The following is a 14234-nucleotide window of genomic DNA, read 5'->3' as shown; positions in this document are numbered from 1 at the left end:
TTATTTTTGTTTTTATTAAAAAGATACCGATTTCATTTACTAAAAAAGAAAAAAGAACTGATTTCTCAGTTCTTCATCAATCTTATTCCACACTAAATAGGTATGGGTAAACAGGTTGTTGACCTTGATGAATCTCGACTTCAACATCTTCGAATTCTTCTGTGATTTCTTGGGCAATTTCATTGGCAAGTTCTTCGCTTCCGTCTTCACCGACATAGAAGGTTACAATTTCACTATCTTCATCCAACATATGTTTCAAGGTTTCTATCAAGGTTTGGTGCATATCAGGGTTTGACACGAGGATTTTCCCATCCACCATACCTAGATTATCGTTTTCATGGATTTCTAAGCCATCAATGGTTGTATCACGCACAGCTGTTGTGACGCTTCCACTAACGACATCGCTAAGAGCAGCAGTCATACGCTCTTGGTTTTCTTCTATGGACTTACTTGGATCAAAGGCGAGAAGACTTGTCAAACCTTGTGGCAAAGTACGAGCTTCCACCACTACTGCTGGTTGTTCCAAAACTTCTGCTGCAGATTGAGCTGCCATGAAGATGTTTTTGTTGTTTGGCAGGAAGATGATGTTACGAGCGTTAACCTGTTCAACAGCCTTGATAAAGTCTTCTGTTGAAGGGTTCATGGTTTGACCGCCCTCGATAACATAATCCACACCTTGAGAACGGAAGATATCTGCTAGACCTTTACCAGCCACCACAGCAATCAAAGCATACTCTTTTTCTTCAGCTGGTTTGCTAACTTGAGCAGCTTCTTTCTCAACCTGCGCTTCGTGTTGGTTACGCATATTGTCAACTTTTACCTTGACCAAGCTACCATATTTGAGACCTTCTTGCATAACAAGACCTGGATCTTCTGTATGGACATGGACTTTGACGATTTCATCATCATTAACAACGAGGAGAGAATCTCCAAGCTCATTCAAGTAGTTACGGAATTCATCGTAGTCAAAATCTTTGGCATAGGTTGGGCCTTGCTTAAGAGCTACCATGATTTCAGTACAGTAACCAAAGGTGATATCCTCAGTCGCTACATGACCAGCTACAGACTTGTGGTGCTCTGCATTGATCATTTCACTCATGTTGGCCGGAGTCGCTACAAAGTCCTCAGATGCGATATATTCACCAGTAAGGGCTGAAAGGAAACCTTCGTAGATAAAGACCAGTCCTTGACCACCTGAGTCCACAACGCCAACTTCTTTCAATACTGGAAGCATGTCTGGTGTTTTAGCTAGAGCTGTTTTAGCACCTTCCAAGGCTGCGCGCATGACTTCAACAGCGTCATCTGTTTGCTCAGCTTTTTTCTTAGCACCGATAGCAGCCCCACGAGAAACTGTCAAAATCGTTCCTTCAACTGGTTTCATCACTGCCTTATAGGCAACTTCCACACCTGATTGGAAGGCAAGGGCCAAGTCTTGACCTGTTAACTCATCTTTATCCTTGATAGCTTGTGAAAATCCACGGAAAAGCTGAGACGTAATAACGCCTGAGTTTCCACGCGCACCCATCAAAAGACCTTTGGCAAGAATGCTCGCTACCTCGCCAACTGTAGAAGCTGGCTTGTCTGCAACTTCTTTAGCTCCATTTTCAATGGTCATTCCCATGTTTGTTCCAGTATCTCCATCTGGAACTGGAAAGACGTTTAATGAATTGACATATTCAGCTTGCTTATTCAAGCGAGTTGATGCAGCCTGCACCATTTCTTGAAATAAGCTAGTAGTAATTTTTGACACGGTTATTCTCCTACAACTTTGATATTTTGAATGTAGACATTTACAGTCTGAGCAGTAATTCCAAGTTGGTTTTCCAAACTAAAACGAACACGCTCTTGAATGTTTTTTGACACTTCGCTAATCTTTGTTCCGTAGCTCAACACGGTATATACATCAACTGCAATACTGCCATCTTCGGCCGCCTTTACGACGACACCTTTAGAATAATTTTCCTTACCTAGAAGGGCTTGGAAATTATCTTTGAGGGCATTTTTACTAGCCATACCGACCACACCAAAAATTTCAGTTGCTGCTCCACCTACGACGGTTGCAATCACTTCATCTGTTAGTTCGATTTGACCATCTTTTGTATTAATTTTTACAGTCATCCTTTTTACCTCAACTAGTTGATACTCTATTTTATCATATTTCAGCCCAAGTGTAAAAGCAGAATACTGTATCAGCGGATATTTACTCTATTTTTCAAATGATGTTACACCCACAGAAAAAGAAAAAGACCCTAAGGTCTCCTTACTTTTATTATTAAACGCGTTCAACTTTACCTGATTTCAAAGCACGAGCTGAAGCCCAAACTTTTTTAGGTTTACCATCGATAAGAACAGTAACTTTTTGAAGGTTTGGTTTTACGGCACGTTTTGTTTGGTTCATCGCGTGTGAACGGTTGTTTCCTGATACAGTCTTACGACCTGTAAAGTAACATACTTTAGCCATTGTGTTTTCCTCCTATTAGATCTAATATAGCGGATGTGCTAGCACCACATACCGTACTATGTTATCACACTTTCTTCATTTTTGCAAGGGAATTGGAAGATTTTTTTATTTAACATAGACAATACCCAACTTCCCAAAAGCCACATCTCCACGGATAATCAAGGTTTTACTGGTTGGAGCTAGAGAAGTATCTGCCTTGGCTACACCACAGAAGGTTTCTACCTTTAAATCAACTCTCCAATGTTGGGGAACATAAATAACTGCACTTCCGAAACCAACTTCCACCTTCAGGGTTGCAGTATCTCCTAGAATTTCTGCATTGTCATAATATATCTTGGCGTTGCCAAAACCAACTTCTACTTGGTCGTCTACAAGATCTTGATCTTGTTTATAGAAAGTCCCAGTCCCAAAAGCAACTTCCTTATCTGTCAGAATGGTCTTTTCACCGTCATACCACCATTTTTTCCCATTCCAAGTTCTGTTAGAATGAGTGAGTGCGCTGACACCCATTACGATTAAAATACTTGCCCAGAACAATGACTGATTAGGAATTGGTAAAATGCCATAAAAGTGGTTAGCAATCATTAAGGCTACTAGAGCTGTAAAAGAGGCTGAAGTTAAGTGACGACGCAACAAAGCTCCAACTGATTGATAGGCAAAAAATGCAATACCAAGCAAGGGCCAAATTTGCCCACCGAATGAAGGGATTCCAAAATTTCCTTGTAATAATATTAAAGCTGCCAATACTAGCAACACAATACCAAATACTTTCTTTTTCATGTTCTTACCTCATGTTTCTTAGATTTTCTTTTAGGAGAGATTGGTAATGTCGTGACACATGAACCTCCTTGTGGGTCTGATAAAAGGAAATGGTGCCCGTTCCTGAAAAGGACTTATCCACCGAATAGACTTGCCGAATATTAGCGATTGTTGACTTGGATACCCGACTAAAATAGCGAGGAAGGATAGACTCTAACTCATAGAGTTTAAGTCGAACCTCGTAGGCATCTTTCTGGGTATGGGCGTAAATCTTGCTACCTTCCGTCTCAAAGAAGAGAATTTCCGACAAGTCCAGATAATATTCACCTGTTCCCTTGTAAAAAATCAACCGAGGAGACTTGGACTCTTGCAAGAGACGCTGCAAATCCGCAATCTCATCTGTCAAAGCCGCCGCCTTGATGACAATTTCAGTTTCCTCTAAATTGCTGTCAATTTCGATTCGTAACTTCATTCCATCTCCTTTCTGACTCTACTATATCAAAGCCAAAATAAGAAAACAAGAGCAAAAAAGCAAGTGGTTACTTTAGACCTGTAAGTGGTTGTAGGATTACCTTAACTTACATGTCAAAATAGAAAGAAAATCATCCCCCACGCAAGACCGCTAGTATAACCAACCACTACATCCTTGGGATAATGCACTCCCCCTAAAACTCTCACTAGACCGAGGAAGGCTGACAAGACTAACAAGATAATCCCTAGAGATAAACTAGCATGAAGGCAAGCCATGGAAATAATGGTTGCTGAAAAGACATGACGACTGGGCATAGACTGACCAGGACTATCTCTGTCAAGCAAAGGTTTAATATCCCATTCCTCATAAGGCCTAGGGGCATTGATTTTCTTACGAAGAAAGGACAAAATCACAAAACCTGATGCAGGAATAAACACATACATCAAGACCTGTTTCCCAAATCCTTCTCGGAAATAGATAGTGGTTAACAAGGTCAGATAAACTATAGGCATAACTACTGTCATGAACCGATTGAAAACTCTTAACAATCTCAGAAAGAGAGGATTATTTTTAATCTTACCAGCGATGTGGTCATACCATTCTTGATAATTTTTCATATATTCTCTCATCACTTACTCAAATTTTGCTTACAGGGAAGCACTTGTCTTCTAGTATAGTGCAGAAAAAGAAGGCCGTCAAGCCTTCTTTGGGTTTATTCTTCTGCTTCGTCTTCTGTAAATTGACTGTTATAAAGGTCAGCGTAGAAGCCTCCTTGTGCCATCAACTCATCATGATTGCCTTGCTCAATGATATTGCCATCTTTCATGACAAGAATCAGATCAGCATTTCGGATAGTTGACAAGCGGTGGGCGATGACAAAGGAAGTTCTACCTTCCATCAAACGGTCCATGGCTTTCTGAATCAATTCCTCCGTCCGTGTATCAACCGAAGAGGTCGCCTCATCTAGGATTAGGAGTGGCGCATCTTTCAACAAAGCACGAGCGATGGTCAAGAGTTGTTTTTGTCCGACAGACAAGGTCACTGTATCGTCCAAGACAGTATCGTAACCATCTGGTAGGGTCATAATAAAGTGGTGAATCCCTACAGCCTTGCTGGCTTCAATCACGCGCTCATCACTAATATCCTTTTGGTTATAGATAAGATTGTCTCGGATAGTGCCTTCAAAGAGCCAGGTGTCCTGCAAGACCATTGAAAAGGCATCGTGTACTTCCGAACGCTTCATCTCCTTGGTATCGACATCATCGATACGGATGCTTCCCTTATCAATCTCATAAAACTTCATCAAAAGATTGACAATAGTTGTCTTCCCAGCTCCAGTCGGTCCGACAATGGCAACCTTTTGACCTGCATGAGCGGTCGCAGAAAAGTCATGGATAATGGTTCGATCTGGTGTGTAGCCAAAGGAAACTCGATCAAAGACCACTTGCCCTTTCATATCGCTCAACTGTCTTTCTTTATGGGATTCGTCTGCCATTTCCTCTTCAGCTAGGAATTCGAAGACACGTCCCATGGCTGCACTAGCCTGCTGAAGACTAGTAATCCCTTGGGCAATTTGTGAAAGAGGCTGAGAAAAGATACGAACGTAGGCCATAAAGGCAACGATAATCCCGATACTAATCTGTCCATTCAGAGCCAAGGCTGCACCAACAATAATCACCAAGGCATAGCTAAAGTTCCCAATAAACATCATAATCGGCATCATAATTCCTGAAATAAATTGAGATTTCCAGATACTGTCATATAGACGATTGTTTAATTTCGCAAACTCTTCTTTCGTACTCTCGATGGCATTGTAACTGGTCACCACATTATGGCCAGAGTACATTTCTTCCACATAACCATTTACAGCTGCCAAATCCTGTTGCTGACTCTTAAAAAATCCCTGTGATTTGCCCATAAAGACAGACACGAAAGCAAAACCAATAAGGGTTGACACAACCGTCACCAAGGCTAAAATCCAGTTCATGCCAAACATGGTTACTAAGACCGCCACGACCAGTAAACTAGATGAGAGAACTGTTCCTAGACTTTGATTGAGGGACTGGGCTGCAGTGTCAACGTCATTGGTTACACGAGACAAGGTATCCCCTTGAGAGTGTCCATCAAAATATCTCAATGGTAGGCGATTAATTTTATCTGCAATGGCTGTTCTCAAACGCTCTGAAAAACGTTGAATGGCTGTTGTAAACAGAAAGGCCTGCAAATAATTTGATAGGAGTCCAATCACATAAATCACGGCCAAAAAACCACCAATAGCTGCAACCGCAGCGACATCCACACTGGTTTCCAGACCACTGGCAATGATGTTGGTCATTTCCTTGATGCGGGTTGGACCATATACAGTAATGATATTGGATACGATTGTTGCTATAAAGGCTATCAGAAGGGCAAACTGGAGGCCTGCAAGATAGGGTTTACTCTGTTTCCAAAGAGACATTTTCTTATTTTCCATGTTCCAATTCCTCCTTCGATAGTTGTGAATAGGCAATTTCTTGGTAAACTTCGTTATTAGCTAGAAGTTCCTTGTGGGTGCCTTGTCCCACGACTTTTCCTTGATCCAAGACCAAAATCAAATCCGCATCCATAATCGTTGAAATACGCTGTGCAACGATGAGTTTGGTCATAGAATTAGTTTTTTCTGCTAGCTCTTGGCGTAGGACTCGATCTGTCTTGTAATCTAAGGCTGAGAAGGAGTCATCAAAGATGAGGATTTCTGGTTTCCGAGCCAAGGCACGCGCAATGGCCAGACGCTGTCTTTGACCACCTGAGAAGTTGGTTCCTCCTTGGGCCACTTCTGACTCTAAGCCCGCTTCCTTGTCTTCGATAAAGTTCTTAGACTGGGCCAATTCCAGAGCTTGCCACATAGCCTGCTCACTAAGTGGTGTTTCTTGACTCTGTCCAAAGTCTAAATTGCCCTTGACATCACCTGAAAAGAGAACCGCTTTCTGGGGAATATAACCAACCTTGTTGCGCAAATCTTCTAGAGCATAGTCTTGAACATTGACACCATCCACCAGAATTTCTCCTTCTGACACATCGTAGAAACGTGGAATCAGATTGACCAGAGTTGATTTACCAGAACCTGTTGACCCAATAAAGGCCACTGTTTGACCAGCTTCTGCTTTAAAGCTAACATTCTCAATAACCGCCTCCGAATTTGCCGCATAGCGGAAGGTCACATCCTTAAATTCGACCTGACCTTTGAGGTTTTCATCAGCCAGCTGCACTTGAGCAGGGTTTTGGATAGAAGAATGCAAATCTAAAACTTGATTAATCCGCTTAGCAGAGACCATAGTTCGGGGAAGAACGATGAAGAGTGCTCCCATGAGAAGGAAGCCCATGACAACCTGCATAGCATAAGACATGAAAACAATCATGTCACTAAAGAGAGGCAGACGCGCTATCGGAGCAGCGTCATTAATCACATAGGCCCCAATCCAGTAAATCGCCACACTCAAACCACTTGAAATCCCCATCATGATAGGGTTCAAAATAGCCATAAGACGGTTGACAAACAAATTCAAGCGTGTCAATTCATCATTTGCTGCTGCAAATTTTTCATTTTGGTACTCTTCAGCATTGTAGGCACGAACAACACGGATACCTGTCAAACTCTCACGAGTGATACTGTTCAGTTTATCTGTCAGCCCCTGAATCAAGGACTGTTTTGGAAAGGCTAGCGTCATCAAAACAGTTGTCATCAAAACGTTGACAATCACTGCCACAAGTACGGCCCAGAGCCAGTATTCTGAATGGCCTAAAATCTTCCCGATAGCCCAGATAGCCATAATCGGACCACGCGTAACCACTTGCAAGCCCATGGTAATCAACATTTGAACTTGAGTAATGTCATTGGTAGTACGCGTCAAGAGGCTAGGAATAGAGAATTTCTTAATCTCCGTCTGCGAGTAATCCAAAACTCGGTTAAAAATATCACTTCTCAACCTACTAGTATAAGAAGCCGCCACTCGGGATGCAAAAAATCCAACTGCAACTACGGATAAGAAGGCAAGAAAGGACATTCCCACCATCATGCTTGCCGGCTGCCACAACTCATCTAAATTAGTACCTTGACTACCTAGCAAATCCGTAATTTTCGAGATATAGGTTGGCACTTCCAACTCTAGATAGACCGAAAAACAGGTAAAGAGAATGGCTAGTAAAATCATCCCCCATTCTTTTCCACTAATTCGTTTTGCTAATTTCTTCATTATCTCCTCCTATTCTCTTGATATTTTCCTGTAATTGATTGAGGACTTTCTCAAAAATCAGTAATTCGCCTTCATCTACATCTGCCAACAACTGCTTGTCTATGCGTTTAAAAAAGGCCTTAAATTCTTGCATTTGAGAACGCGATTTTTCCGTCAGACGAACAAACTTAGCCCGCTTATCGCTAGAACTCGCCTCCAATTCTACCAAACCATTTTGCACCATACGCTTGACCAAGTTACTAGCAACAGACTTGCTAATATTGAGTTCTTGCTCAATATCTTTAATCAAGACCAAGTCTTGGTTTTCCTCACGGATATCCAAAAAACGTACAACCTGACCTTGCGGTCCACCCATAAATTCAATACCACAACGTTTGGCTTCCCTTTGTACCATCAGATGAATCTGATGACCAAAACGCTTAAAGACTAACATCGGTTTATCCATACTAACTCCTTTCTAACTAACACATTTAGTTCTCCTAGGAACTAAATAAGTTTCCATGAGAACTATTTTACCACTTGGAAAAGAGATGTCAAGAAAAAGTTTCCTAGAGAACTATTTTAGTTTAAATTGACATTAGGCAATATTTTTTATATAATAAGCACTTACTACTGTGGATAGAAATCCATTCACTTAATGAAGGAAGAAAACTTTCAAATGAAACCAGAAGAACAAAGAGTTTTAGGAATCTTAGCAACCATTTTTGGAGCCATCGCACTTTTAGGATCCTGGATCCCGTTTATTAACTATCCATCGTTGTTCATCGCCATCGTCGCATTTATCTTGGGAATTATCGGCCTTATCGTCAACCTCAAAAAACGGAAAAAAATGGCTATTATCGGAACATCCCTGGCAGTTGCCTCTGTTGTACTTTTCTTTACGACTCAGGTACTATACGCTGATGTCTACAAAGAGTATGCCAAGGAGTTTAACCGTTCCTACATGGATACGAGTGCCTCAATGGAACGCGAAGAAGAAAGTGGCTTGACAGACGATACCTTCACCTGGACCCAAGAACAGTTCGACGCCTTAATCGAAGGTGACCTTGACAACAAAGGAAAAGGTGGTACCAACTACAAGGATATTATCAACAAACACGGAAAGCCAGATTCCGAGTTTGACTTCACTCTTGGGGGTTACGATACGAAAAAAATCACCTATATCTCCATTGGATACAAGACCAAGACTGTTACCTTAACTTTTGCAAAACAGGACAATGGAGAGCTCTTGCTCGTCCAAAAACATGCAGTCGGTCTAGGTCTAGAAAAAAGCAAGCAACAAAACGATTCTGAAACCAGATTCTAAGTTCAAATATCAAAAAAACGAACAGCTAGTAAAACTGTTCGTTTTTCTATTAGAACCCGTCTACGTTTGTGTAGATTTTTTGTACATCTTCATCGTCTTCAAGAACGCTGTAAAGTTTTTCAAAGGTTTCAAGGTCATCGCCTGACAATTCCACTTCTGACTGAGGAATCATTTCCAATTCAGTCACTTGGAATTCTTCGATACCTGACTCACGAAGGGCAACAATAGCCTTATGAAGGTCAGTTGGCGCTGTATAAACCGTGATTGTTCCTTCTTCTGCTTCTACATCGTCCACATCCACATCTGCTTCTAGCAATTGCTCAAAGACTGCATCTGCATCTTCACCTGCAAATACGATAACACCTTTGTTGTCGAAGAGGTAAGAAACCGAACCTGAAGCACCCATGTTTCCGCCATTTTTACCAAAAGCTGCACGGACATTGGCCGCTGTACGGTTAACGTTAGAAGTCAAAGTATCAACAATCAGCATAGAGCCATTTGGTCCAAAGCCTTCGTAACGTCCTTCTGTAAAGGTTTCGTCTGTGTTTCCTTTAGCCTTGTCCAAAGCTTTATCAATAACGTGTTTTGGCACTTGGGCTTGTTTAGCACGGTCGATAACGAATTTCAAAGCTGAGTTTGATTCTGGATCTGGATCACCTTTTTTAGCTGCTACATAGATTTCTACACCAAATTTTGCATATACTTTAGAGTTAGCTCCATCTTTAGCCGTTTTCTTGGCTACGATATTGGCCCATTTACGTCCCATTAGGAATCTCCTTTTTTCACATTTTAATCTTTCTTATTATAACACAAGTTTTTTCGATTTTCACTAGAGGAAATGGATTTTATTTAGCAAATCAGGCTAGGATGGTACTTTTGTTGCCAAGATTTCCTTGCCTTCTTTTATCAAGGGGTGACGGAACAGTGAAAAGTACAGTTGAATGGTCATGGCAACCCAGATTAAGGGTTCGCAAAGGATAACTCCCTTATATCCTGCCCAAGGGATAATCAAAACCACAAAAGCGATTTTCCCGATTAGTTCGATAAAGCTAGAAACCAGAGGAAGGACTTTTTGCCCCAAGCCCTGCAAACAATTGCGATAAATCAACAAGAGACTCAGAATGGGATAAAAGGCTGAGCTGATTTGCAGATAGAGACTACCATTTTCTACCAAGTAGCTATCCGTCGAACTGGCCAAGAAGGAAACCAAGGCTGGACTGGCAAAAAAGAGGAAGATACAAACAAAAACTGCCCAGGATATACTTAAACGACTGCCGATTCGAAGACCTTGAACAATGCGGTCTGGGCGCTTAGCACCTAAATTCTGTGAAGCAAAGGTCGTCATTGATGCAGAAATAGCGGTCATCGGAAGAAGGGCGAAAGCCATAATGCGTCGAGCTGCCGTCTGGGCACTAATAATCACTGCACCAAAGGTATTAACAGAAGACTGTAAAATCACACTGCCTATAGATACAATTGAGCTCATCAAGCCCATAGCCAAACCTTGCTCCAAGAGATCCGCGTACAAGCTTTTGTCCCATTTGAAATGTTTGAGCTGAGGGAGCAGTTCTGGAACGCTCTTACGAATATAATAAAAGCAAAGAACCGCTGATAAGCCTTGCGAAATGATGGTAGCAAGTCCTGCGGATTGAACTCCCAGATGCAATTGCGTAATGAAATAGAGATCCAGAACCACATTAACCAGAGCAGAGAAAATCAAAAAACCAAGCGCAGCCAGACTGTCTCCAATAGACCGCAACAAACCTGCAAAGAGATTATAAGCGAAGCTAACACCAACACAGGTCACAATCATAGAAATATATTGATAGGACTGGGGAAGAATTTCTGCAGGAGTATCTAGGTATTGCAAGAGAGGATACAAACCAAGAAAGCCCAGCAGCATAACTACAATACTCAAAAGAGCACCTAAAATCCAGGTGGCTGCTACTGCTTCCTTGATTTTAGTGAAATTCCGAGCTCCATAATAACGGGCAATGACAATTCCCATGCCATTGCCAACACCAAGAGTAAAACCTACAATCAGGTCAAAAATCGCTGTCGTCGCTCCTACTGCAGCCAAGGATTCTTGACCAAGAAATCGTCCAACAATCAAGACATCAGCAGTATTATAGAGCTGTTGAAAAATATTTGATAGCAAGATTGGGAAGGCGAAGCTTAAGAGCGAGGGAAGAATCGGACCATGTATCAGGTCCACTGTTCGTTTTTTATTCATAAGGATATTATATCAGCTTTCTAGAGGAGCGACAAGAAACAGCAAACTATAGGCAATCTGAAATATTGAACAAAGAATCGAAAAAAGCAGTGGATTCCTCCACTACTTTGACAGCTTATACTAAATGAAAATCAAAAAGCAAACTAGGAAGCTAGCCGTAAGCTGTACTTGAGTACGGTAAGGCGACGCTGACGTGGTTTGAATTTGATTTTCGAAGAGTATTATTCTTCAATTTCGATTTCAAGTTCATCACCTAGGTCAAGTGTCACTTCTTCATTCACAGAATCTGCTTGAACTACGTCATCTTTTTTAGTTTCAACACCTTCTACAGAAGCTTCTTCTCCATCAATCAAACCAAATTGAACACGGACTTGATGATCAATCTCATCAAAGACTTCTGGGTTATCTGCCAAGTATTTCTTAGCATTTTCAGAACCTTGCCCGATTTTCTCATCCTTGTAAGAGTACCAAGCTCCTGCTTTTTTGATGATATCCAAATCGCTTGCGATCTTCAAAAGCTCACCAGTCTTAGAAATCCCTTCTCCGTACATGATTTCAACGAAGGCTTCCTTAAATGGTGGAGCCACCTTGTTTTTCACAACCTTGATTTTAGTTTCTTTACCGACATTGGTATCTTTTTGGTCACCAGTTCCCTTGATTTGTGTGCTTCCACGAACATCCAAACGGACTGATGCGTAAAATTTCAGAGCACGTCCACCAGGAGTTGTTTCTGGATTTCCAAACATGACCCCAACTTTTTCACGCAATTGGTTGATAAAGATGGCAATTGTTTTGGTTTTATTGATAGAAGCACCGAGCTTACGCATAGCCTGGCTCATCATACGAGCCTGCAAACCAACGTGGCTATCTCCGATATCGCCATCAATTTCCGCACGAGGGACAAGGGCAGCAACTGAGTCAACTACGACAAGGTCCACAGCACCTGAATCAATCAATTTTCCTGCAATCTCAAGACCTTGCTCTCCTGAGTCTGGTTGTGACAAGAGCAATTCGTCAATGTTGACACCAAGAGCCGCAGCATAAGCTGGATCGAGGGCATGTTCCGCATCGATAAAGGCAGCAATCCCACCTTCTTTTTGAGCTTGTGCAACTGCATGAAGGGCAACAGTTGTCTTACCAGATGACTCTGGTCCGTAGATTTCGATGATACGTCCCTTAGGATAACCACCTGAACCAAGGGCAATGTCAAGAGCCAAAGAACCTGAACTCATCACTTGCACCTTTTGCTCCGCACGTTCACCCAAACGCATGATTGATCCTTTACCAAAGTCTTTCTCAATCAATTTAAGAGCGTCATTCAAGGCTTTTTCACGTTCTGCCCCGAATTTTTTTGAAATTTCATCTAATTTTTTTGGTTTTTTCGCCATTCTATTCTCCTACATTCTAATGGTCCTTAGACCTATCTACTATTATATCAAAAGTTAGTCACTTAATAAAGCCTTGCGAACTAGGTTAAAGGCATGCATAACCGCAATGTGACGTACATCTGCTCGACTTCTGCCTCCAATATTGACCTTGATAACCTCAGTTCCTTGCTCTTGAGCCAAGCCTATGAAGACTGTCCCAGCTGGATGTCCTTCCAGGCTATCTGGTCCTGCCACTCCAGTCAAACTAAGGCCAAAATCAGACTGGGTCTTGATTCGTGCCTGCTCAGCCATCTTCTGAGCTGTAAATTCAGATACCACACCCTGTTCTTCCAAATCCTTGACAGAAATATCCAACATCTTTGATTTTTCCTCCAAGCTATAGGTTACAAAACCACCCTTAAATATACTTGAAGCACCCGAAAAATCAGCTACGCTGGCTTGGAAAAGCCCTGCCGTCAAACTCTCTGCAGCCGTGATAGTTTTCCCTTGTTTTTTCAGTTCTTCTACCACAATGCTAGCTAAACTAGTTTCTTCCCCATAACCATAACAAAGATCTCGTAAAGAAAGACCTTCAAAGGTCTGGCGACCTAAGATTTGATTTTCCAAGATATCCAGCACTTGATTCGCCTCTTCTTGGCTGCTAGCTTTTGTTGACAGACGCAGAGTGACTTCTCCTGTCTTAGCATAAGGGGCCAAGGTCGGATCTGTTTGATTATCAATCAAATCAGACAAAATCGTAACCAACTGGCTCTCGCCAATCCCAAAGAAACGAAGAACTCGGGAATGCAGCTTGCTCCCTGTCATCAACTTGGGTAGAAGTTGGTTTAAGACCATAGGCTTCAATTCACTTGGTGGACCTGGAAGGACGACGTAGGTCACTCCTTCGACTTCCAATATTCCTCCCACAGCCAGTCCTGTTTCATTTGGCAGCGGAGTCGCCCCTTCTACAAGTTGAGCTTGTCTTTCATTATTCGGTGTTCGGGCATAGTCTGGTCTCTGGGCAAAAAAGACATCCAACTTCGCCTGTGCCTGAGGATCGAAGACTAATTTTTTCCCTAAGAATTTAGCCAGGGTTTGTTTGGTCAAATCGTCCTCAGTTGGCCCCAAACCGCCTGTCAAAATCAGCAGGCTGCTACGTTGACTGGCAATCTCAAGCAGGGATAAGAGACGAGCTTCATTGTCTCCTACAGCCGTCTGAAAATATACATCTACCCCAATCTCTGCTAGTTTTTCCGACAAAAACTGAGCATTGGTATTGACAATCTGTCCTGTCAAAATCTCTGTTCCAACAGCAATGATTTCTGCTTTCATGTTTCCTCCTACCTATCTATTCGTATTTTTTTGAAAAAATCGCAGGAAATTTCCCACGATTTTAACTATAAA

14 protein-coding genes are annotated in these 14234 nt (G+C 41.9%); 1 reads left to right on the top strand and 13 read right to left on the bottom strand.

What is annotated here, in order from left to right; genetic code table 11:
• Positions 1-82: 82 nt before the first annotated feature.
• From ABKJ27_RS01330 to ABKJ27_RS01290, 9 genes are all read right to left on the bottom strand, one after another.
• Positions 83-1750, bottom strand: coding sequence for a DAK2 domain-containing protein (locus ABKJ27_RS01330; RefSeq protein ID WP_070528646.1), 1668 nt, complete (start codon positions 1748-1750; stop codon positions 83-85).
• A 2-nt stretch (positions 1751-1752) separates the two neighbouring features.
• Positions 1753-2118 carry an Asp23/Gls24 family envelope stress response protein gene (locus ABKJ27_RS01325; protein WP_000216437.1) on the bottom strand — a complete coding sequence of 122 codons (366 nt, stop codon included), beginning with the start codon at positions 2116-2118 and terminating at the stop codon, positions 1753-1755.
• A 154-nt stretch (positions 2119-2272) separates the two neighbouring features.
• Positions 2273-2461, bottom strand: a complete 189-nt coding sequence (gene rpmB, locus ABKJ27_RS01320; RefSeq protein WP_001140948.1) for a 50S ribosomal protein L28 — start codon at positions 2459-2461, stop codon at positions 2273-2275.
• 105 nt (positions 2462-2566) lie between these two features.
• Positions 2567-3241, bottom strand: coding sequence for a LiaF transmembrane domain-containing protein (locus ABKJ27_RS01315; RefSeq protein ID WP_410011878.1), 675 nt, complete (start codon positions 3239-3241; stop codon positions 2567-2569).
• 4 nt (positions 3242-3245) lie between these two features.
• Positions 3246-3692 carry a LytTR family DNA-binding domain-containing protein gene (locus tag ABKJ27_RS01310; protein WP_000776607.1) on the bottom strand — a complete coding sequence of 149 codons (447 nt, stop codon included), beginning with the start codon at positions 3690-3692 and terminating at the stop codon, positions 3246-3248.
• Positions 3693-3805: 113 nt separating this feature from the next.
• The gene (locus tag ABKJ27_RS01305) at positions 3806-4309 is read right to left on the bottom strand and encodes a phosphatase PAP2 family protein (protein WP_410011877.1); all 504 of its coding nucleotides are present in this window, start codon (positions 4307-4309) and stop codon (positions 3806-3808) included.
• Between the two features lie 95 nt (positions 4310-4404).
• Entirely contained in the window at positions 4405-6165 is a 1761-nt protein-coding gene (locus tag ABKJ27_RS01300; protein WP_410011876.1) for an ABC transporter ATP-binding protein, read from the bottom strand.
• Entirely contained in the window at positions 6155-7924 is a 1770-nt protein-coding gene (locus ABKJ27_RS01295) for an ABC transporter ATP-binding protein (protein ID WP_410011875.1), read from the bottom strand. The genes ABKJ27_RS01300 and ABKJ27_RS01295 overlap by 11 nt, the downstream gene beginning before the upstream one ends.
• Complete coding sequence (locus ABKJ27_RS01290; protein ID WP_084925611.1) at positions 7899-8369, bottom strand: MarR family winged helix-turn-helix transcriptional regulator; 471 nt, start codon at positions 8367-8369, stop codon at positions 7899-7901. Before ABKJ27_RS01290 ends, ABKJ27_RS01295 begins: the two co-directional genes overlap by 26 nt.
• Before the next feature lie 213 nt (positions 8370-8582).
• On the opposite strand from ABKJ27_RS01290, the gene ABKJ27_RS01285 reads away from it, so the two are divergent.
• A complete protein-coding gene (locus tag ABKJ27_RS01285; RefSeq protein WP_386684791.1) occupies positions 8583-9230 on the top strand; it encodes a DUF4190 domain-containing protein in 648 nt (215 codons plus the stop codon).
• Positions 9231-9279: 49 nt separating this feature from the next.
• On the opposite strand, the gene ABKJ27_RS01280 is transcribed toward ABKJ27_RS01285, so the two are convergent.
• The 4 genes from ABKJ27_RS01280 to ABKJ27_RS01265 all read right to left on the bottom strand — a co-directional run bounded on the left by ABKJ27_RS01280 (position 9280) and on the right by ABKJ27_RS01265 (position 14162).
• Positions 9280-9996, bottom strand: coding sequence for a YebC/PmpR family DNA-binding transcriptional regulator (locus ABKJ27_RS01280; RefSeq protein WP_000532882.1), 717 nt, complete (start codon positions 9994-9996; stop codon positions 9280-9282).
• A gap of 96 nt (positions 9997-10092) precedes the next feature.
• Entirely contained in the window at positions 10093-11463 is a 1371-nt protein-coding gene (locus tag ABKJ27_RS01275; RefSeq protein WP_410011874.1) for an MATE family efflux transporter, read from the bottom strand.
• Positions 11464-11684: 221 nt separating this feature from the next.
• On the bottom strand, positions 11685-12851 hold the full coding sequence (recA, locus tag ABKJ27_RS01270) for a recombinase RecA (RefSeq protein WP_238095613.1): 1167 nt from the start codon (positions 12849-12851) through the stop codon (positions 11685-11687).
• A gap of 54 nt (positions 12852-12905) precedes the next feature.
• Positions 12906-14162 carry a competence/damage-inducible protein A gene (locus tag ABKJ27_RS01265; RefSeq protein ID WP_049516122.1) on the bottom strand — a complete coding sequence of 419 codons (1257 nt, stop codon included), beginning with the start codon at positions 14160-14162 and terminating at the stop codon, positions 12906-12908.
• Positions 14163-14234 lie beyond the last annotated feature (72 nt).

The sequence above is a fragment of the Streptococcus sp. KHUD_011 genome (assembly GCF_046352925.1).
Lineage (GTDB): Bacteria > Bacillota > Bacilli > Lactobacillales > Streptococcaceae > Streptococcus.
Note: the sequence above shows the minus strand (reverse complement) of the source record. Positions and strands in the feature narration are given on the sequence as shown.

What these genes read in the sequence shown, in the direction of transcription:
- ABKJ27_RS01305 (WP_410011877.1), bottom strand. Translation starts at nt 4,309, where the DNA reads ATGAAAAATTATCAAGAATGGTATGACCACATCGCTGGTAAGATTAAA.
- ABKJ27_RS01295 (WP_410011875.1), bottom strand. Translation starts at nt 7,924, where the DNA reads ATGAAGAAATTAGCAAAACGAATTAGTGGAAAAGAATGGGGGATGATT.
- ABKJ27_RS01315 (WP_410011878.1), bottom strand. Translation starts at nt 3,241, where the DNA reads ATGAAAAAGAAAGTATTTGGTATTGTGTTGCTAGTATTGGCAGCTTTA.
- ABKJ27_RS01275 (WP_410011874.1), bottom strand. Translation starts at nt 11,463, where the DNA reads ATGAATAAAAAACGAACAGTGGACCTGATACATGGTCCGATTCTTCCC.
- ABKJ27_RS01285 (WP_386684791.1), top strand. Translation starts at nt 8,583, where the DNA reads ATGAAACCAGAAGAACAAAGAGTTTTAGGAATCTTAGCAACCATTTTT.
- ABKJ27_RS01325 (WP_000216437.1), bottom strand. Translation starts at nt 2,118, where the DNA reads ATGACTGTAAAAATTAATACAAAAGATGGTCAAATCGAACTAACAGAT.
- ABKJ27_RS01300 (WP_410011876.1), bottom strand. Translation starts at nt 6,165, where the DNA reads ATGGAAAATAAGAAAATGTCTCTTTGGAAACAGAGTAAACCCTATCTT.
- ABKJ27_RS01290 (WP_084925611.1), bottom strand. Translation starts at nt 8,369, where the DNA reads ATGGATAAACCGATGTTAGTCTTTAAGCGTTTTGGTCATCAGATTCAT.
- recA (WP_238095613.1), bottom strand. Translation starts at nt 12,851, where the DNA reads ATGGCGAAAAAACCAAAAAAATTAGATGAAATTTCAAAAAAATTCGGG.
- ABKJ27_RS01280 (WP_000532882.1), bottom strand. Translation starts at nt 9,996, where the DNA reads ATGGGACGTAAATGGGCCAATATCGTAGCCAAGAAAACGGCTAAAGAT.
- rpmB (WP_001140948.1), bottom strand. Translation starts at nt 2,461, where the DNA reads ATGGCTAAAGTATGTTACTTTACAGGTCGTAAGACTGTATCAGGAAAC.
- ABKJ27_RS01310 (WP_000776607.1), bottom strand. Translation starts at nt 3,692, where the DNA reads ATGAAGTTACGAATCGAAATTGACAGCAATTTAGAGGAAACTGAAATT.
- ABKJ27_RS01265 (WP_049516122.1), bottom strand. Translation starts at nt 14,162, where the DNA reads ATGAAAGCAGAAATCATTGCTGTTGGAACAGAGATTTTGACAGGACAG.